This window comes from Acidobacteriota bacterium (genome assembly GCA_016712445.1).
Taxonomy (GTDB): Bacteria; Pseudomonadota; Alphaproteobacteria; order Caulobacterales; family Hyphomonadaceae; genus Hyphomonas.
Map to the genome: position 1 here is coordinate 467,183 of JADJRB010000002.1, position 19,450 is coordinate 486,632.

The 19,450-nt window shown below is 63.2% G+C and carries 19 protein-coding genes and 1 tRNA gene; 7 read left to right on the plus strand and 13 right to left on the minus strand.

Annotated features, from left to right (window positions below):
• Window positions 1-30 precede the first annotated feature (30 nt).
• Window positions 31-435 (plus strand): hypothetical protein, encoded by a 405-nt coding sequence (locus IPK75_15225; protein ID MBK8199701.1) that lies wholly within the window; start codon window positions 31-33, stop codon window positions 433-435.
• 110 nt (window positions 436-545) lie between these two features.
• Window positions 546-2,003 carry an IMP dehydrogenase gene (gene guaB / locus IPK75_15230; GenBank protein MBK8199702.1) on the plus strand — a complete coding sequence of 486 codons (1,458 nt, stop codon included), beginning with the start codon at window positions 546-548 and terminating at the stop codon, window positions 2,001-2,003.
• 6 nt (window positions 2,004-2,009) lie between these two features.
• On the opposite strand, the gene IPK75_15235 is transcribed toward guaB, so the two are convergent.
• Window positions 2,010-2,636, minus strand: a complete 627-nt coding sequence (locus tag IPK75_15235; GenBank protein MBK8199703.1) for a sulfotransferase family 2 domain-containing protein — start codon at window positions 2,634-2,636, stop codon at window positions 2,010-2,012.
• A gap of 67 nt (window positions 2,637-2,703) precedes the next feature.
• Here IPK75_15235 and IPK75_15240 point away from each other — a divergent pair, with 67 nt between their 5' ends.
• Window positions 2,704-3,333, plus strand: a complete 630-nt coding sequence (locus tag IPK75_15240; GenBank protein MBK8199704.1) for an aspartyl/asparaginyl beta-hydroxylase domain-containing protein — start codon at window positions 2,704-2,706, stop codon at window positions 3,331-3,333.
• Here IPK75_15240 and IPK75_15245 read toward each other — a convergent pair.
• Window positions 3,311-3,937, minus strand: coding sequence for a GNAT family N-acetyltransferase (locus IPK75_15245; GenBank protein ID MBK8199705.1), 627 nt, complete (start codon window positions 3,935-3,937; stop codon window positions 3,311-3,313). The two genes, IPK75_15240 and IPK75_15245, sit on opposite strands and share 23 nt — an antisense overlap.
• 71 nt (window positions 3,938-4,008) lie before the next feature.
• On the opposite strand from IPK75_15245, the gene IPK75_15250 reads away from it, so the two are divergent.
• Window positions 4,009-5,316, plus strand: a complete 1,308-nt coding sequence (locus tag IPK75_15250; GenBank protein ID MBK8199706.1) for an RsmB/NOP family class I SAM-dependent RNA methyltransferase — start codon at window positions 4,009-4,011, stop codon at window positions 5,314-5,316.
• Between the two features lie 39 nt (window positions 5,317-5,355).
• Window positions 5,356-6,918: a glutamine-hydrolyzing GMP synthase gene (gene guaA / locus IPK75_15255; GenBank protein ID MBK8199707.1), complete on the plus strand. Its 1,563-nt coding sequence runs from the start codon at window positions 5,356-5,358 to the stop codon at window positions 6,916-6,918.
• A gap of 7 nt (window positions 6,919-6,925) precedes the next feature.
• Here guaA and IPK75_15260 read toward each other — a convergent pair whose 3' ends face one another.
• From IPK75_15260 to IPK75_15290, 7 genes are all read right to left on the minus strand, one after another.
• Window positions 6,926-8,344, minus strand: coding sequence for a DUF1593 domain-containing protein (locus tag IPK75_15260; protein ID MBK8199708.1), 1,419 nt, complete (start codon window positions 8,342-8,344; stop codon window positions 6,926-6,928).
• Between the two features lie 363 nt (window positions 8,345-8,707).
• Window positions 8,708-9,511, minus strand: coding sequence for an MBL fold metallo-hydrolase (locus IPK75_15265; protein MBK8199709.1), 804 nt, complete (start codon window positions 9,509-9,511; stop codon window positions 8,708-8,710).
• Complete coding sequence (locus IPK75_15270; GenBank protein MBK8199710.1) at window positions 9,511-10,284, minus strand: TatD family hydrolase; 774 nt, start codon at window positions 10,282-10,284, stop codon at window positions 9,511-9,513. Before IPK75_15270 ends, IPK75_15265 begins: the two co-directional genes overlap by 1 nt.
• A gap of 11 nt (window positions 10,285-10,295) precedes the next feature.
• Window positions 10,296-11,231 carry a DNA polymerase III subunit delta' gene (locus tag IPK75_15275; GenBank protein MBK8199711.1) on the minus strand — a complete coding sequence of 312 codons (936 nt, stop codon included), beginning with the start codon at window positions 11,229-11,231 and terminating at the stop codon, window positions 10,296-10,298.
• The gene (locus IPK75_15280; protein MBK8199712.1) at window positions 11,228-11,884 is read right to left on the minus strand and encodes a dTMP kinase; all 657 of its coding nucleotides are present in this window, start codon (window positions 11,882-11,884) and stop codon (window positions 11,228-11,230) included. The genes IPK75_15275 and IPK75_15280 overlap by 4 nt, the downstream gene beginning before the upstream one ends.
• A complete protein-coding gene (locus IPK75_15285) occupies window positions 11,877-13,010 on the minus strand; it encodes a D-alanyl-D-alanine carboxypeptidase (GenBank protein MBK8199713.1) in 1,134 nt (377 codons plus the stop codon). The genes IPK75_15280 and IPK75_15285 overlap by 8 nt, the downstream gene beginning before the upstream one ends.
• 170 nt (window positions 13,011-13,180) lie before the next feature.
• Window positions 13,181-14,404: a septal ring lytic transglycosylase RlpA family protein gene (locus IPK75_15290; GenBank protein MBK8199714.1), complete on the minus strand. Its 1,224-nt coding sequence runs from the start codon at window positions 14,402-14,404 to the stop codon at window positions 13,181-13,183.
• A gap of 217 nt (window positions 14,405-14,621) precedes the next feature.
• On the opposite strand from IPK75_15290, the gene IPK75_15295 reads away from it, so the two are divergent.
• Together IPK75_15295 and IPK75_15300 are read left to right on the plus strand one after the other, a co-directional pair.
• Window positions 14,622-14,711 (plus strand) — tRNA-Ser (locus IPK75_15295).
• Window positions 14,712-14,862: 151 nt separating this feature from the next.
• Window positions 14,863-16,134, plus strand: a complete 1,272-nt coding sequence (locus IPK75_15300; protein ID MBK8199715.1) for a tyrosine-type recombinase/integrase — start codon at window positions 14,863-14,865, stop codon at window positions 16,132-16,134.
• A 14-nt stretch (window positions 16,135-16,148) separates the two neighbouring features.
• Here IPK75_15300 and IPK75_15305 read toward each other — a convergent pair whose 3' ends face one another.
• From IPK75_15305 to IPK75_15320, 4 genes are all read right to left on the minus strand, one after another.
• On the minus strand, window positions 16,149-16,439 hold the full coding sequence (locus IPK75_15305) for a hypothetical protein (GenBank protein MBK8199716.1): 291 nt from the start codon (window positions 16,437-16,439) through the stop codon (window positions 16,149-16,151).
• A gap of 232 nt (window positions 16,440-16,671) precedes the next feature.
• On the minus strand, window positions 16,672-17,100 hold the full coding sequence (locus tag IPK75_15310) for a ribbon-helix-helix protein, CopG family (GenBank protein ID MBK8199717.1): 429 nt from the start codon (window positions 17,098-17,100) through the stop codon (window positions 16,672-16,674).
• A gap of 933 nt (window positions 17,101-18,033) precedes the next feature.
• Window positions 18,034-18,189: a hypothetical protein gene (locus tag IPK75_15315; protein ID MBK8199718.1), complete on the minus strand. Its 156-nt coding sequence runs from the start codon at window positions 18,187-18,189 to the stop codon at window positions 18,034-18,036.
• 97 nt (window positions 18,190-18,286) lie between these two features.
• Complete coding sequence (locus tag IPK75_15320; protein MBK8199719.1) at window positions 18,287-19,033, minus strand: FadR family transcriptional regulator; 747 nt, start codon at window positions 19,031-19,033, stop codon at window positions 18,287-18,289.
• Window positions 19,034-19,450 lie beyond the last annotated feature (417 nt).

The following is a 19,450-nucleotide window of genomic DNA, read 5'->3' on the forward strand; positions in this document are numbered from 1 at the left end:
GACTTGTGCAACCTCTTGAAGGGCTCCGCCATGAAGTTCGTCGCCGCTTTCCTTGCTGCTAGCCTGCTCGCGGGATGTGCCTGTTTTGGCGGCCAGCCGGCGGCCACAACTGACTCGCCTGAAGCGGCCGCTGCCTACGCGCATATTGATGTCGAGGGCGAAGTTGCCACTCCTGCTGAGCGGTCAGCCTGCGAGGCCGCTGGCGGAGAGATAAGCCGGCAGGGGCTGCTGGGCTGGGAAAACTGCGTGCAGACCTATCCGGACGGCGGCGAGGCATGCCGCAACAGCTCCGATTGCCTCGGAACGTGCCGCAGCGATGGCGAGGCTCAGCCCGGCGAAGAATCCGCCGGAACATGCCAGGTGCTCGATGTGCCGTTCGGCTGCTATTCGGTCGTCGAAGACGGCAAGGCGCAGCCCGCGCTCTGCGTCGACTAGCCTCGGGCACAGCTCCCAGCCTGCCCCCTTTTCCCTGCAGCAGCGCTGTGGGGAAGGGGCTTCACAACACCCCGCGACTCCCTTACTAGGCCAAAAAGGGAGCTCCCCACATGAAAATCCGACAAGCGATCACCTTCGACGACGTGCTTCTCCAGCCCGGCGCGAGCGAGGTCATGCCTGCAGAAGTCGACGTTTCGACCTTTCTGACCAAGGCCATCCCACTGAACATCCCCCTGCTCTCGGCAGCGATGGATACGGTCACCGAAGCACGCCTTGCGATCGCCATGGCCCAGGCCGGCGGCATTGGCGTCATCCACCGCAACCTGACGGTCGAACAGCAGGCCGGCGAAGTGGCGATGGTCAAGAAATACGAGAGCGGCGTGGTGATGAACCCCGTGACGATCGCACCGACGGCGACGCTCGGCGACCTGCGCGAACTCAAGAAGCGGACCGGCTTTTCGGGTATCCCGGTGGTGGAAAAGAGCGGCAAGATCGCCGGCATCGTCACCAACCGCGATACGCGCTTCGCGGAGAACCCGGGCGAAAAGGTCGCCGACCTGATGACGCGCGATGTCGTGACCGTGAAGATGGACACGCCGATCGAGGAAGCCCGCAGGCTGCTGCACAAGCACCGTATCGAGCGCCTCGTGATCGTCGACAATGAGGGCCGCTGCATCGGCCTGCTCACCGTGAAGGACATGGACAAGGCTTCGCTCAACCCGTTCGCCGCCAAGGATCCGGCGGGACGTCTGCGCGTCGCGGCCGCCTCGACGGTCGGCGACGAGGGCTTCCGGAGAACCGAGGCGCTGATCGAAGCGGGCGCAGACGCCGTCATCATCGATACGGCGCACGGCCACTCGAAGGCTGTTGCCGATGCGGTGCTGAGGGCCAAGAAGATATCGAACGCGGTGCAGATCATTGCCGGAAACGTCGCGACCGCCGAAGCCACCAAGGCGTTGATCGATGCCGGTGCAGACGCGGTGAAGGTAGGCATCGGCCCGGGTTCCATCTGCACCACCCGCATCGTCGCCGGTGTCGGCGTGCCGCAACTCACGGCGATTGAAGACTGCGCGAATGCAGCCGCCGCGTCCGGCATTCCGGTGATCGCCGATGGCGGCATCAAGTTCTCCGGCGATTTCGCCAAGGCGCTCGCGGCTGGTGCATCCACGGCGATGATGGGCTCCATGTTCGCCGGCACCGAGGAAAGCCCCGGAGAGGTGTTCCTTTATCAAGGCCGGTCATACAAAGCCTATCGCGGCATGGGCTCGCTGGGCGCGATGGCGCGTGGCTCTGCAGACCGCTATTTCCAGAAGGACGCCGCCGCCGACAAGCTCGTGCCGGAAGGTATCGAGGGTCAGGTGCCGTACAAGGGTTCGCTCAGCCCGATCGTCCACCAGATGGTCGGCGGCCTGCGCGCCGCGATGGGTTATGTCGGCGCGAAGACCATCGCCGACCTCCACGCGAAGGCGCAGTTCGTGCAGATCACGGGGGCAGGGCTTCACGAGAGCCACGTGCACGATGTGATGATGACGCGCGAAGCACCGAACTATTCGCTGCCGCGCGGCTAGCGCGGTTCAGTCGAACGTGAAGCCGAATATCTCGATGTCGCGCCGGTAGAGCGCGGCAACGCCTGCTTTGAGATCATCGTCGTAATAATCACGCCACGGGCCGTGGTCTGATGCATTGGCCAGGCCGAGTTCAGCGGCCGGAATGCCGATGCGCTTGCAGATCGTTTCGTAGTCCGCCTGCAGCGTGGCGTGGCGCCCAACGAAGTCGATCTTGATCGCGCCGCTGGCGTCACACAGGAAGTCGCTCTGCGGCTGGAATACGATGCGCTGACGATGCTCCGCGCCCGTCAGCACCGCTCTCATGGTGCCCGCTGGATCATGCTGGAAGCGCTGTTCCTGACGGTACATGAAAGCGCAGTACGACACGAAGCGCTCCCAGGGGTTACGTACGAAAGCGAACTTGAAATAGGTTTCCCAGACTAGCGGCGTGACCGCCGCCTGGCATTCGTTCCAGCGGATGTGGCCGTGACGGATGCGCGCGATGTCGGGGTAGGGCATCGTCTTCTGCACGAACAGCTGCACCTGCTCCTCATCGGTTTCCCCAAGGTGCGCGCGCAGCGCCTGGCGTACAGCATGCGTCGCCGTCTTCGGTACGGCGAAGAAGATGAACTGGTGGCGGTGCGAAATGATCAAAATCCGGTTCCCTTGTGCAGATCAGGCCCGCCAGCCTATAACCGAGCAGGTTCAAGAGTGAAAACAGATGGATTTCGGCCCTACCCACCGCATGCTGAAACGGGTCGACGTTTCGGCCCTGGTTGAAAAGGTCCGCACGGTCGATGATGCGCTGTGGGACAGCGAAGACGACCTGCGCAGCGCACTGACCGGCCCCCGCCCGACCCGCTCGATTTTCCTGTATTACACCAACGCACTCTACATGCCGCATGACCGCCGGATCCGGCAGGAAGACGTCTCGAAGCGCGTCGGCTTCGAATGGTTCAGCCCGGCCGCCCTGCCCATCATTGACGAGATTTGCGCGCAGTACGAACCCGGCGCGATTGTCGTGCGCTGCCAGATCGCCAAGCTCCTGCCTGGCGGCGTGATCGGCCGCCACCAGGACATCTCGCCCTTGCTGCGCGCCAGCCACCGAATCCACGTGCCACTGGTCACCTGGCCGGAAGTGATCTTCTACATCGACGACCAGCCCTTCGTATTCGAAGCCGGGCAGGCATTCGAGCTGAACAACCAGAAATTCCATGAAGTCCGCCACATGGGCACGCAGGACCGGTATCACCTGATTTTCGACCTCTTGCCCGCAGACTATGACCCCCGCCCGATGGCGCAGGCGGCGCAGGGCGCTGCGGCGGGCGTCATTCCGAAGATGCGGACCTGACTGGCCGGGGTTCGCGCCACATCGCTTCCATGCGCGGCGAGCCGGCACCGATTTCGAACATCTTCATGCGTTCGAAGCCATGGCTCACGTAGAAACCGGTATTCGCCGGGTTTGAGTTTTCGAGGTAGCAGGGCAGGGCGGCGCGGTCCGCCGCGTCCAGCATCGGCTGGATCAGCCGTTTCCCGAGGCCCTGCCCCCTCGCCGCCTTTCGCGTGCCGATCGTGAAGAGATAGAGGTGGGGCGGCTTCGGATGCTCGCGGTCCATAGCCTCAGCGGCGCCGAGCCCCCGTTTCATGCTGCCCTTCGACCCTTTGAACGCCTGCAGCACGATCAGCCTCCACAGCGCCCAGTTTCCCAGCCCCTTGAGCTGTTCAGAGTGACACCACATCGTGGCGCCTTCGTTGCCGGCCATGTGGCAGATGCCTTTCGGCAGGTAGATGTCCTGGGCAAGGATCTGAAACAGCGGCGGCAGCGCGCCGGGATTGCCGAATATCCAGAGGTTCACCGGGTCCTCGGCAAACGCCTCTCCGGTGATGTCGCCCAGCTGCTTCCAGTCGCGCCGTTCGGCGCTGCGCATGCCTGCCGGCAGACGGATATCCAGCATGTTCAGCCTCCGGGTTTCCTCGCGCGCCATAGGGCGCTAACACGCGCCCAATCGCAAGCCGGAGAATTCCCATGCGCAACGGCGGCCGTATCAGCGCAGCCATCGAGGTCCTCCGCGACGTGCAGGAGCGCCACCAGCCTCTCAAGATCGCCATGCGCGACTGGGGCAAGCGTGCGCGCTATGCCGGCTCGAAGGACCGGGCCTGGGTGTCCGGCCTCGTGCTGGACGCGCTGCGGCGTCGCAATTCGGTCGCCCACCATATGGGCCACGACGATGCGCGCTCGCTGATCCTCGGCACGCTCAGCATCGGCTGGGGCTGGAACGCGCGCGACATCGAGCAGGCCTGCTACGACGATCACGGCCCAACGCCGCTGACCAACGACGAGCGCAGCCGCCTGATCATGGCGCCGGATCCGGCAGCCCCGATCCATGCCCAGGGCGATTTCCCCGAATGGCTGCTGCCGCACATGCAGCGGGTATTCGGTCCGGAAACGGTGATCGAAGCTCAGAAGATGGCCGTGCGCGCGGACGTCGACCTGCGCGTCAACACGCTGAAATCCGATGCCGAGAAAGCTGCACTTCCGCTGAAATCGGTCAAGGCGGAGCCTTCGCGCCTGTTGACCAACGCTTTCCATATCCCTGCGCGCGATCCCACGGAGCGTGAGGACAGTGTTGAAGCCATTCCAGCATTCTCGCGCGGCTGGGTGGAAGTGCAGGACGCCGGCAGCCAGATCGCCGCCGCGGCAGCCAACGCCAAGCCCGGCGAGCAGGTCATGGACTATTGTGCCGGCGGCGGCGGCAAGACGCTGGCTATGGCCGCGCAGATGGGCGGCCAAGGGCAGATCCACGCTTACGACATCGACGGAAAGCGGCTGTCGGCACTCATTCCGCGGCTGAAGCGCTCCGGCGCGCACAATGTGCAGCTGGTGCACCCGAGCGAAGGCAACAGTCTCGAGCCACTGGTAGGACAGATGGACCTGGTGTTTGTCGACGCGCCGTGCACGGGCACAGGCACCTGGCGCCGCCGGCCGGACTCGAAATGGCGCGTCAAACCCGCCCAGCTTGAGAAACGCATGCAGGACCAACGGGAAATCCTGCAGGCGGCTTCGACGTATGTGAAGCCCGGCGGGCGGCTGCTCTACGCAACTTGCAGCTTCCTGATCGAGGAAGACGAGGACCGGGTAGCAGAGTTCCTGGCTGGCGCGCCTGACTTCATCGAGCGCGACGCTGCCGAGGCCGCCATCGCCTCGGGCGCCCTGACGCCCCACGGCGCCGAAATCGTGCGCCGGTTTCGCGGGCCGACCGGAAGCGTGCGCTTGACACCGCGCCGGGCCGGCACCGACGGGTTCTTTTTCGCGCTGCTTGAGCGCCGCGCCTGACCCCATGGACGAATCCTCGCGGGTCGGTTAAGCGGCGCCATGACAGAGCAGACTCACCAGCGCGCCCTGATTGTCGACTTCGGCAGCCAGGTCACCCAGCTCATCGCACGCCGCCTCCGCGAGTTCGGCGTCTATTGCGAAATCCACCCGTTCAACAAGGTCGATAGCGCCTTCCTGAAGGCTTACGGGGCGCAGGCGATCATCCTGTCGGGCGGTCCTTCGAGCGTCTACTGGGACGACGCCCCAATGGCCGACAAGGCCGTGTTCGAGGCTGGCATTCCGGTGCTCGGCATCTGTTACGGCCAGCAGGTGATGATGCACCAGCTGGGTGGGCGCATCGAAGGCGGCACCAGCCGCGAATTCGGCCGGGCCTTCATCGAGCCAGTGGTCGCTGATCCATTCCTCGAAGGCCTGTTCGAAGGCGGCAACCATGAGCAGGTCTGGATGAGCCACGGTGACCACGTCGCCGAGATGGCACCCGGCTTCGGCGTCATCGCGAAGTCGCCGGGCGCGCCATACGCCGTCATTGCTGACCCGGAGCGCCGCTTCTACGGCACGCAGTTCCACCCGGAAGTCGTGCACACGGTCCACGGCGCGCGCATCCTGCGCAACTTCATCCAGGGCGTTGCAGGCTTCACCGGCGACTGGACGATGGCGGCCTACCGCGCAGAAGCGGTCGAGAAGATCCGTGCGCAGGTCGGCAAGGGCCGGGTGATCTGCGGCCTGTCGGGCGGCGTCGACTCGTCGGTCGCCGCTGTCCTGATCCACGAAGCGATCGGCGACCAGCTGACGTGCGTCTATGTCGACCACGGCCTTATGCGCGGCGGCGAGAGCGAGCAGGTCGTCAGCCTTTTTCGCGAGCATTACAACATCCCGCTTGTGCATGTGGACGCGTCCGAACTTTTCCTGGGCAAGCTAGCGGGCGTCACCGATCCCGAAGCAAAGCGCAAGATCATCGGCGGTCTGTTCATCGACGTGTTCGACGAAGAAGCGAGCAAGATCGGCGGCGCGGATTTCCTCGCGCAAGGCACGCTCTATCCGGACGTGATCGAAAGCGTGTCGGTGAGCGGCGGGCCGAGCATGACGATCAAGAGCCACCACAACGTGGGCGGCCTGCCAGCGCGCATGAAGATGAAGCTGGTCGAGCCGCTGCGCGAACTGTTCAAGGACGAAGTGCGCGCGCTCGGCCGCGAACTCGGTTTGCCTGAAGCTTTTGTCGGCCGTCATCCGTTCCCGGGACCAGGCCTCGCCATCCGCATCCCGGGAGCCATCACGCGCGAGAAGGCAGATACGCTGCGCAAGGCCGATCTCATCTATATCGACGAGATCAGGAAGGCCGGGCTTTACGACGAGATCTGGCAGGCCTTCAGCGTGCTCTTGCCGGTCAACACCGTGGGCGTCATGGGCGATGTGCGAACCTACGAAGCGGTTCTCGCGCTGCGGGCCGTCACCAGCGTTGATGGCATGACCGCCGACTACTATCCCTTCGATCACGCCTTCCTCGGTCGCGTCGCGACGCGCATCATCAATGAGGTCAAAGGTGTGAACCGCGTCGTCTACGACATCACGTCGAAACCGCCCGGCACCATCGAGTGGGAATAAAGCCCCGTCAGGGCTCAATGGTGATGATGACGCGCGCATAGCGCGAGAGCGCTGGCTCGCCGTCATCGGTCACGCGCAGGATGAAATGAGCGGTCTGCGCGCGCTCCACGCGCGGCGCCTCGAACACCGCTTGTGCAGCTGATACAGTTTCGCCAATCGGTGCGTCCAGGGTGCCGGCTTCCGGATAGCTGAACCACTCGAAGCTCAATACATCGGCGTCGGGGTCGCTTGACTTCGATGCGTCGAGTTCGATCCGCTCTCCGCTCCGGACTGTGAAGTTCAGAGGTCCGCCCACTTCGGGCACCGGCGGGTGGTTGGCGTGGTCATAGTCACGAACCGTCCAGTCCATGCGCGCTGCGAAGTCGTTCTGGAAGTCCTTGCGCCAGCGCCAGAGCGTTGCCTTGTTGTCGTTGAACACTGTCCCGGTTGTGCTGACAAATCGGTCATTCGCATTCGTCCAGAACGGTCGCGTCTCGTCCTCCACAGGAACGCCGTTGGTGTAACCCTTTCGGTCGAGCCGTTCGGGAGCCGGCGTGTAGCGTTCGTAGCGGCCGCCCCATCCGCCCCAGTCCGGACGCTCGGGCACGTTCAGGCCATTCGGGACCAGCCCAAGGAAGGCCGGCGTGTCGCCCTCCATGCCGTAGACAACGTCGGGATAGAGCGTTCCCAAAGGGCCGTGGCCTTGCTGCAGATTCTCTGCAAGCCAGGCGGGACTTATTTCCTCTTCCGCGCCGGGATACGCCTTGGTGATCGCGACCCATGTCGAACTGTCGAAGGCGCCCGGACTCGCGATGTAGAAGAGGTCCGGAAACTCCCGGCGGATCCATGCGGCCGAGTCGTCCTGGTCCGAAATGGCATAGACCCTCAGTTTACCGACGAGCCGCGCCGCGTCCGCCGGCGAACGCGTTGCGCGGATCGTCTGCAGTGCCTGCGCGAGCGTATTGGGCCCGCCCCAGATCGATATCCAGACCGGTCTCGGGTCGTCATCGTCCAGTGTGCTGATGATGAGGTTCGAACCAATCGTATCGCGTCCGACGCCTATGCTCGACATGCCATAGCCAGGCTGCCCGGTCGCAATCAGCGTCTCAAGGTCTTCCGGTTTGGGATAGCCCGGCGCGTGTGCCGTCAAGGACGGGTAGGCCGCTCCATACGCTTCAACGACCTCCTGGATGAGGCCGGGCTCGGTGCGGTCATTCTGGTGCACGGAGGTTGTGGCCACCAGGCCGGCGATCTCGATCTCGTTGCTGTAGAGCATCAACCTTATGAGGCACTGCACGTCATCGGGATCGGTGCCGATATCGGTCAACACGATTACCCGCTCACGTGCCGGCGGATCGACCGCAGGTGCAGTCTCCGCAGCAGGCGCGGCTGAACAGCCGCCGACGACGACCGCAACGATCATGGCGAGGCGCAAACTCTTCGTCATCAAGCCGTGATCCTCACGCCGCCATGTCCCGATTGGAGACAACGCATCTAACCAGCCACACGTTGCACGAAGCAACCCGGCGCCTGCGCGAGGGCGGTCCGCAGAGGGAAGGGGGGTAGGTTACGCAGACGTGAAAGAGGAGCGACCTGGCGCATTCGCAGGCTACCAAGCCAAGCTTGTCGAGCGAGCAAAAGTCTCGTGAAAAATTCCCGAAGCCGGAAAATTCGTAACAGCCACAGTGAGATAACTCTTAGTCGCATAATCAATATTATGGGAAATTAGAATGCGGCCGAATGAGACTGGTGGCTGGCGCGACGCCGGATGGCCCCGAGGCCTCTTCCCCGCAGGCGCTCCCCCGGCCGCTCAAGGCGCGAATCTGATCTCAAGCCCATCATACGCTGGCTCGACACCCACCGGCAAATCGCGCTTCAGCGTCTTGTAATCCATGTCCACGTGCAGATTCGTGAGCACCGCCCGTCGCGGCTTCAGCTCGGCGATCCAGGACAAGGTGAGTTCGAGGTGGGCGTGCGACGGATGCGGTGCATAACGCAGAGCATCGATGATCAGCACATCAAGGCCCCGGAGCGCGTCCATGGAGGCGTCCGGCAAGCCGTTCACGTCATTGCAGTAAGCAAGGTCTCCGATCCGGAAGCCGAGGCAGCGGATGCGGCCATGCTCCATGTCGACCGGCAACAATTCCACAGGTCCGCCGCGACCCGGTATACTTACCGGCTTCAGGGGCACGAGATCCTCCTGGATCGACAGGATTGGCGGATAGCCGCCTGCGCCGCGGAAGATGTAGTCGAACCGGGTTTCGAGCCGGCTGCGCGTTGCTTCATCGAAATAGACTGGAATCTGGCGGCGCTGGTGGATCGCGAGGGCGCGCACGTCGTCGATCCCGTGCGCCTGATCGGCATGGTCGTGCGTGTAGACGACCGCATCAAGATGCGTCGTGCCGCACGCGAGCAGCTGTTCGCGCAAGTCCGGCGACGTATCGATGAGAATGCGGGTTGGCTCCGGCGCGTCGCCGCTGACTTCCACGAGCGCGCTGCAGCGGGTGCGCCGGTTACGCGGCTCGTCTGGATCGCACGCGCCCCAGTCGCCGCCCACGCGCGGCACGCCGCCAGACGAGCCTGTGCCCAGCAGCACGATCCGTGCGCGCGCCATCAGGCTGAGACTTTCGCGAACAACCGCTCGGCGTTCTGCGTCGTGACGGCCTTCACCGTTTCGGTATCTACGCCCATGAGCGCGCCCAGCGCCTCGGCGACGTGCTGAAGGTAGGCCGGCTCGTTGCGTCGCCCGCGCATCGGCACCGGTGCAAGGTAAGGACAGTCGGTCTCCAGGATCAGCCGGTCGAGCGGAACGTTGGCGATCACCGCGCGGACGTCCCTGGCGCTCTTGAACGACAGGATGCCCGAGACCGACACGAACGCACCGAGCGCCAGCGCCCGCTGGCATAGGTCCTCGCCGCCGGTATAGCAATGCAGCAACGGCTGGAACGCGCCTCTGGCATATTCGTCCTCCAGCACGTCGGCGACCATGGCGTCGGCTTCGCGCGTGTGCAGGATGATCGGTAGGCCGGTCTCGCGCGCCGCCGAGATATGCGCGCGCAAGCTGCGCACCTGATCGGCCTCGGGGCTGTAGCCATAATGGAAGTCGAGCCCTGTCTCGCCGATGGCCACGACCTTTGGGTGCTGCGCCTCGCGGATCAGCGTGTCGGCCGTCAGCGACGTGAAGTCCTTCGCGTGGTGCGGGTGGACACCGACCGAACACCAGATATCCGCATGGGCATCGGCGATGGCGCGCACGGCCGGGAAATTGTCGTATCGATCGCAGATGGCGAGGAAACGGCGCACACCGGCAGCCCGCGCGCGGGCAAGCACGTCCTCAAGGTCTTCAGCGAAAGCCTCACCGTGCAGGTTTACGTGTGTATCGAACATCAGCGCCGCGTTTAGACGGGCTGCGCCAGTTCATAAAGCCCCGCGACCAGTTTTGCAGCAACTTGGGCGGCGTCCATGTTCAATTGTTCGGCCTCACCATTGATGCGGGCCTGCTTGAGCCACAGCCGCGCCGCTGCCGGATCGGTCTCGGCGCGGTCCGCGAGCCAGGCGGCGAGTTCGCCGCGAAACGCCTCGAGGGAGGCATCATCGACCGTGGCTGCGGACAGGGCCGGCATGACGAGCTTGTCGGTCAGGTTGGGTATCGCGCGGAGGAGGGTGCGGGCGGCATCAGAAGCGGCGAGGGCGCTTTGCGTCGACAGTCGTATGCCCTTCCCCGGCCTGCCCTGAGCCAGGCGCGTGGCTTGTGCTGGCGCGCCGGCTGCATCCAGCGCATGCTGACAGTCCTCATCCGACAATGGCGACAGCCGCAGCACCCGGCACCTCGACCGGATGGTCGGCAGCAAGGGCTCGAGCCCGTGATTGATCAGGAACAGCACGCACTTCTCCGGCGGCTCCTCCAGCGTCTTCAGCAACGCGTTGGCGCCGCTCTTGTTGGTTTCGTCGATGGCGTCGATGATGCCGACGCGCCAGCCGCCGAGCGCCGCTTTCTTCGTGAAGAAGTCCGTGAGTGCCCGGATCTGGTCGACGCTGATATCCTGCGCGAGTTTGCCCTTATCGTTGAGCTCACGGTGCACTAGCCGGACATCCGGATGCCCGCCGGAGGCAAAGGCGCGCCAGACCGGATCGGCTTCGTCTGCATCAAGCGGTGCATCCGTGGGTCCTCTCGCGCCCATCAGGAACGCCGCCAAGCGCTGAGCCAACCGCGACTTGCCGATGCCTTCGGGGCCTTCTATCAGCCAGGCATGATGCAGGCGTGTCTGGTTGTACGCATCAAGAAAGCGCTGTTCGGCAAGGCCATGGCCGAAGAGGGGCCATCCAACGCTCACGTGTGGACCCGCGCGGACGCAAGCAGGGGCTGCACGTGAGACCAGGCCGCGTCGGCAACGTCCGCCGCCGCGCGGCTCGCATCGAGCAGCCGGCAACGGCCAGGTTCGGCGCGGGCAATTTCGGCAAACGCATGCCGAACGGACTGGTGGAAATCGAGATTGCGCTGCTCGAACACGTCGGCTGCGCCCTGGCGGGCAGCGCGGCGCGCATGCGCAATTCCCACGGGGGCGTCCAGTACCAGCGTCAGGTCGGGGCGAGTGGCGCCAACGACGTGGCGTTCGAGCGCGAGCAAGGTTTCGGTTGAGAGCTCGCCGGATACGCCCTGGTAAACACGCGTGGAGTCAGAGAACCGGTCACAGATCACCCATTTGCCCGCAGCGAGCGCCGGGCGGATGAGGTTGTCGAGGTGATCGCTACGTGCAGCATTCATCAGCAGCGCTTCAGCCAGCACCGAGAATGCCTTTTCGCCGGGCGGGTTCAGAACGAGGGCGCGAATAGCCTCGGCGCGGGGCGTCCCGCCGGGTTCGCGGGTGAGCACGGCGTCGATGCCCTGCTCCGCCAACCGCGCTTGCAGTGCTGCCTGTAGCGTGGACTTCCCGGTGCCCTCGCCGCCTTCAAGTGTGATGAACCGGCCTGAGGCAGGACTATTCATCACCGCCCTTCAGTTCTTCATCACTCCCCGCTTCCGGCTCGCTCTTCATCAGTGTACCAATGCCCGCTATCGCGCGGCCGACGAAGCCGAGCTTCTTGACGTCTGCTTCGGCAATGACCGGCGCCGAGACGGGCTCCTGCCCGTCCAGCGTCACGACGAAACGGCCGACGACGTCCCCCTTCTTGACCGGCGCCTTGACCGTCTTGTCGAGGACGAGTTCTGCCTTGGCCTTCGTGAAAGCCGCCTTGTGGCCAACCACCTTCACCGGCTCGGCCAGCGAAACCGGCACGGTCGTATGCTCGCCCATCCATACGCTGACTTCAGGCAAAGACACGGTTTCAGGGCCAATCGTCTTCAGTTCGAAGCTCTGGATCGCAACCCGCATCAGACGCTCGGCTTCCTGAGCCCGCGCCGCCATAGTCGGCAGTCCGTTGATCACGATCGTGCGGCGCACGCCGTCGCGCACAGCCGATGCGGTCAGGCCGTAGCCGGACGATTCAAGGTGGCCGGTCTTCAGGCCATCGGCCCCCGCCACTTCAAGCAGGGGGTTGCGGTTCACCTGCGTGTATTCGCGCCAAGTGTACGATGGCAGCGAATACCAGGGATAGTATTGCGGGTATTTGTCGATCGTCATCTTGGCGAGCTTGGCGAGATCGATCGCCGAAACCACATGCCCTTCGCCCTCGAGACCGGTCGCGTTGACGAAGTTGACCGATGCCAGGCCAAGCTCGTGCGCGATCTGCGTCATGCGCGCCGCGAACGCCGGCTCCGAACCGGAAATGCCTTCGGCCAGCACGATGCAGGCATCGTTGCCGGACATGGTAATGACGCCGTGTAGCAGTTCCTCGACCGTTGGGGTGTCTTTCGGTTTCAGGCCCATCGTCGACGTGCCGGACGGAAATCCGCCCCGGCGCCAGGCGTCTTCACTGACGGTGAACTTGTCGGTCAGCGAGATCTCGCCGCGCTCAATCAGTTCGAAAACGGTGAACGCCGTCATCATCTTGGTCATCGACGCCGGCGTCATCAGCTCATCGCCGCGCTTCGAATACAGGATCTGGCCCGTCTCATGGTCCATGATCACGGCATACTCGGCGGGCGTATCGATCAATTGCGCTGAAGCGCTCATCGCCGCCCCAAGGCCAACCGCTGCCACCGCCGAAATGATCCCACGCCAGAAATTCACGATGTGCGTCTCCCTATTCCGTAATGGCGGCGTGCGAACGCGGCCCCTCTTCCCGGATATCCGGGAAAAAGGGCCGGTTTGTGGTCAGCGTCAATGGGTTGGCTGCGGGCATTCTACTCCGCAGTTACAACCCGTCCGTCGCCCTTGCCTTCTGCACTCAGGCGGTCACGGAGCTCTTGTGCGTCGGTGCGGCTGGCCAGCGGGCCCACCCGGACGCGGAAGTAGTCGGTGCCATTCACGCGTGCAGGCACGATTTCCACAGGCAGGTCGCCTTTCAGGCCGCTGTAGAGCGCCTCGGCGTTGCCGATGTCGGAGAACGACGCCAGCTGCACATACATCGTGCCCGACGGTGCAGCGGTGACCTTCGCAGCGGCGACCTTGGTGGCTTTTGCTGGCGCGACATCCCAGTCAGCGGGCGGCTCGGGCCATTTTACTTCAGCGCGCGCCTTGGCAGGCGCCGGCGACCAGGTGGCGCCACCTGCGAGTTCGTCGTCGCCGTAGAGCTCTTGCGACGGCTGCTGCGCCGGCAGGCTGGCTGCAGCGCGCAGCAGTTTGGGTTCAGCCACAACCGGCGTGCTGATTTCAGCGACGGTCGCCGGAGCGTTGCCGACGAGGCGCATGGTGAGCGCGGCCTTGCCGACCGATTCAAACCCCAGTTCGCGGGCAACCTGACGCGAAACCTGAAGCGACGCGCCGTCTTCGAACGGCCCCCGGTCATTTACGCGCACGACCACTTCCCTGCCGTTTGCCGGGTTCGTCACCGCAACCAGGCTTGGCAGCGGCAGCGACGGATGCGCGGCCGTGAGCGACAGTTGGTCAAAGATTTCGCCATTGGCGGTCGGCAGACCTTCGAACTCGTCGCCGTAAACAACCGCGACTTCAGTGTTCGCCAGTTTCGGTTGCTGCGAAGCGGCCTTCAGCGCAACCGGTTCCGGCATCGCCGTGGTCACCACAGGCCCAAGGCTCGAGGTGCCAATCATTGCAGCGGTTCCCGCGGCGTCGAACGGCACTTTCGATGCAACGAATTGCGGCGCATCGGCGAGGCCCTGCTCTGCCATCGGCGACAGCACTTTCGGCGTGCTGACGGAAGCCAATTCCATGCGCCCTGCCGGCGCGGAAGCACCGGGATACCGGAACTCGATGCGCTGGCTCGCTTTGTCGAGCGTGCCGGTCGTCGCAGTCGAACGGCTGGCCGTCGCGGGCGCAGCGGTCGTTTCATTCGCATACACGATCGGCGCTCTCGAACCGGCCACAGCCGGAAAAGCTACGCTGGCCAGGACGAAAACGGTCGCAATGGCGGTCAGGTGGCGCTGGGGCCGAGTGTATGCAGACGGCATGAGCCGCAAATCTCCTCTTTCTGAGAACCCTGATCCGCCTTTCGGGGCGTATCCGGTGGCCTTCTGGCCGTTTCAGAAGCGGGTTTACCATGCAGGTATCGCCACCCGGTTCAGCCGAACGGAAAGTCCGGCGCACCGCGTTAGGGATTGATTCACCGCCGCGAGGCCGGCGGGGACTTGCCTTCGGCCGCGCCATCCCACAAACAGCGCTCGCTACGGAGGAGTGGCAGAGTGGTTTAATGCGGCGGTCTTGAAAACCGTTGAACTCGAAAGGGTTCCGGGGGTTCGAATCCCTCCTCCTCCGCCAGCTAGACAGTAGAGCGCTACCGTCCACTCACTGAATGTATTGATCATATCGCACAATCTTGCACCGCATTGCGCACGCTCGAACTTGATCTGCTGCACATTTTGCTACACTTTTCGCTGCACAAAGTCCGCTGAGTGTGACGGAGGCGTACGTGTCGATCGTAAAGCGTGGGGGCACGTTCCAGCTACGCCGCCGGGTGCCGCAGAGGTATCGCAGCGTGGAGCCGCGTGCGGTGGTCTGGATCAGCCTGCATACCGATTCCGAGACCGTGGCCCGCAGCAAGGCGGACCGCGCCTGGGGTCAGCTGGTTGAGGCCTGGGAGGCGCGGCTGGCGGGCGACACCGAGGACGCCGAGGCCCGCCACTCGGCTGCGCATGAACTCGCCCGCATCCGGGGCTTCCGCTACCTGGATGTCGGCCTTGTATCCCGGCTGCCGGTGGACGAACTTGTGGCCCGCGTGGAAGCGATTGGCGCGCGCCGGGCGGCGCCTGGCACCGTAGAGGCGTCTGCGCTGCTCGGCACGGTCCCAGCGCCGTCCCTGACGCTGGAGAAGGCCCTGGAGCTTTACTGGGGACTTGCCCGGGAGAAGACGCTCGGCAAGAGCGAGGACCAGCTGAGGCGCTGGAAGAACCCGCGCGTCAAAGCCGTGCGCAACTTCGTGGAGATTGTCGGCAACAAGCCGGTCGAAGCGATAACGCGGGACGACATGCTGGACTTCCGCCAGCACTGGCTGGAGCGGATCGAAGCGGGCGAAGTGACGCCCAACTCGGCCAACAAGGATCTCATCCATCTCGGCGACGTGCTGAAGACGGTGAACACGATGAAGCGGCTCGGCCTCACCTTGCCCCTTGGCGAGCTCTCGTTTCGCGAAGGCGAGACGCGCACCCGCCCGCCGTTCAGCCCGGAGTGGATCCGGAACAAGTTGCTCGCGCCTGGCGCGCTCTCGGGCCTCAACGATGAGGCGCGCGGGCTCCTGCTCGGCATGGTCAACACCGGCTACCGACCGTCGGAAGGCGCAGGCCTGACCGCGAGGACCATCCGGCTCGACGCCGCGGTGCCGCATATCGCCATCGAGCCCGAAGGCCGCCAGCTGAAGAGCGCCTATGCAAAGCGGGTCATCCCGCTGACCGGCGTCTCGCTGGAAGCGTTCAGGGCGTTTCCGGACGGGTTCCCGCGCTACCGGGAGAGCAGCGCGGGGCTGAGCGCGACGGTCAACAAGTATCTCAAGTCCAATGGCCTGCTCGAGACACCGGCGCATTCGTTCTACTCTCTGCGCCATGCGTTCGAGGACCGGATGCTGGCAGCAGGGATAGATGACCGGATCCGGCGCGACCTGTTCGGCCACCGGCTCGACCGCGAACGCTATGGCAAGGGCGCCTCGCTCGATCATGTGGCGCGGCTCGTGCGCGAGATAGCGCTCTGAGTGAGGCGCAACGATCATCGCCTCTGCGCAGCGCGCTCGTCAATCACTGACCGCGCAGGCGGAGGCAGCAAACGCCGCGCAGCTTGAGGCCGCTCTCCGGCAAGATACCGGGCGAGACGTTCCTCACGGTCGGCAAGCGCCGCATGCTCCGCTTCGAGCCGTTCGAGGATCGGCCAGTAGACATCGCCCGACAACTCGATCAGCCGGGCGACGATCCGGATGGCGTTCTCGATACGCTGGGCACTGACGGGTCGCATGGCGCCGAGGATCGCGCAGAAGGCTGCGGACTGGCTATCGGACCGCAAGCCATTTGCAGCAGGCGCGGGCAACGCCTTGCAAAGCTCCTGGCGGGTGACGCCTGCACGGGCCCTCGTCAAGGGCGCGCGGGACGCGCGCCGCGAAGCGGCTCTGCCCTTGACGAGGACCCGCGCAGGCATCGAGGCTGGTCATGGCCGAATGGCAGGGCCTGCCATTCGGCCTGGAAGCAAATCTGTCGTCAAATTTCCGTGCGCTTCGAACTTATCAACTTGAGGCGGCTTACTGAGGTTTTGCTTCTTCAGGCTCCGACTGTTCCCAGCGCAGCGACTCCTGGACGAGCGACCTGCGCCTGTGGAGCTTCTTTGCGATCTGGTTGATGAAGTGATCAAACCGGCGCTCACCAAGCGCATGCGCGATGTCGCGCTCGCTTTCCGGAATCGGATCTGTGCGGGTCAGCCAGTAAAGCACAAAATGCCCGGTCGTCTCGACGCCGAGATCTACCGCCCAGAAGAGCTGCCCCAGGCGTTTCTCGAACCCGTCCATGCGCTCCATCAGCCGGTCCTCCAGCGAGCGATTGCGGTCTGGATCAAGATAGCAGCGCAGGGCCTGTTCCAGGACGTCGGTCTTGGTCGTCTTCTGCGCGCGTGCGGCGGCCTCGAGCTGTGCAAGCAGCGCGGCATCGAGGCGGAGGTTGACGCGGGGTTTCATCGGGCGGCGCGGGAGGGTGTTGGAAACACCGTCATCGGATGGTCTTTGGAAGGGGTTTTTTTGGGTGTCATGAGGCGGGCTCCAGCAGCGGCTTGCAATGTGCCGCCGCGGCCGATGCCTGCCTAGTTGGAGTGTCGGCGATGCGGTGCAACTCTGCGCAATCTTCTGCAGCGAGATACAATTGATGGTGTACGGACGTTTGCGCAGATGCAACAGGTCCCGCAAAATCCGTGCACCCCAACAGCGTGCAACAGGCACCGAAAAATCGTTGTGCAGACAGGGCGCTACACTAGGGGTGGCGCCAACCCTTTTATCTTGCCCTATCGGATTCGATGTCTGCAGCTGTCCAACGCTAGCCGAAAAAGACGGGATAAGTTTCAGACATCTCGGGCCTAGATCGCCTCACCTACCCCGAGTTTTTCGCCGCTTTCAGTGCAGTCCCGCCCCGCTGTCTGCAGTCGGTCGCCAGGCCGCCGCAGGCTTTTGGCGACAGACGGCGCTGGAATGAAAATTACCCCGAATCAGATGGATTGTCTTTCCGCGAGGCTTAAGGAAAAGACCTACTTCTTAAGCCAACCAACTTGCTTCGAAGTTGACGGCTTCTCGCCACGAATTTCCGTTCCGGCTAATTGATCTCGTACCCCGAATAACTCGACGAACTAAGGCATGAGCATAGCCCATCTACATTCTCGCACGATGCCTGGTGCAGCTTTCGGTAACGACAAATGAGGAGCAGAAAGCAGTCATAGACAGGTTAACTTGCTCGGGCAGGAAGTCGCCGGAAGCGGACGCTTCGGCCGTCGAATGATTCTAATGAGGATTTCGACTCGCAGCTAACCCCAAAGCCCCGCTCCTCAATCCGAACTGATGTGATTTGTGGCATTAAGCCATCAATTAAGAATCGAACTAAGATGCGATCGCACTCGTAGGTGGCTACTTGCGGATCTGAAGCACGAAGTGATCGCCAAATTTATCGACCCACAGGCGGATACTTTCGTGACAAACCTCTATCACGCGCTCCTGCAGCAGGTACTCCACATTCCGAACCGAGAGCGGAAGTCGAACCCACATGAGCACTTCAAGCTGCATGATCTGCAATAGCGGACAGGGCTTTGGCTCTTTGCATTTAGGCTAATGGCCCTTCCAGGTCGTCTCTAGGCCAATTCCGCTGACAGCACTTCACCCGTCAGCCAGCCACAGAAGATTTCAAATATTTTTCCCGATTGGCCGACGAATTGCGGCGGGCTTCGTCGATGGCTTGGCGCTCGGAGGCATCGAGCAGAGCTTCTAACAGACGAGAGAAATGGCCGCGCATGGCCGCGCGCGCAGCGAGCGGATCACGAGCCCTGAGCGCATCCAGGATCGCGGCATGTTCGTTGACCCGATGGGACGCATCTTCATGACACACGGCCGCGTAGACTTTTTTCACTGCGTCGATCTCGGTGCGCATGCGCCACAAGGTCTGTAGAAAAAATACGTTCGCCGCATTTCCGGAGGCCTTGGCGATGATGAGATGAAAATCGCGATCAGCCCCTTCTCCATCGGACGAGTCATGAGGTGCACTTTCCATTCTCTGGATCGTGACTTCAAGTTCTTCCACCTGGGCATCCGTAATCATCGAGGCCGCCAATGCTGCACACTCGGATTCAAATAGCAGCCGCGTTTGCGTCAGCTCGAAGGGTGTTACCGAAGGCAAGACCAATCCAATCGCATCGCTGGAATTTCGGACGTACACGCCCGAGCCGACCTTGATCTCGACACGCCCCAGAGCTTCGAGCGAGATCTCGGCTTCACGGATAACGACCCGGCTCACACCGAAACGCTCGGCCAGTTCCCGCTCCCCTGGCAGACGCGTTCCGGGCGGATAAGCGCCCGACTCAATCATATCAAGAATGTTGCGCGCAACCGATTGATAGAGGCGTTTTTCGCTCATCTGGATCTTTCCGATGTTGTACTGCCGAGTTGGGCCCAGCCGAAGTTCATCTAGCTACACTAGTCGTTCCGGCCCACGAATTCAATGGCTTACAAATAGGTCCGTCCAATTGACCCGTCGTTGGGAGATGGACCGGATCGGCCCAACACATTCTGCCGCAATCGCCATGGGTCAACAGTGCACCGACAGAAGGTTGGTCCCAACAAACAAATTAGCTTTCCACTTATAAGCACCAATTATTGCCTATTGGTATGATGACTTCAGCGTTTTAGTCATCCAATGGGAAAACTGCGGGCCCATGCTAAAACTTTGAACTCGATAGGACATACTAGGACATACTAAGAGGACAAGCCCACACGCAAATTGGTATGTATCATTGGTTGACATTTAGTACGACGCGATTAACGGTCCTCAACA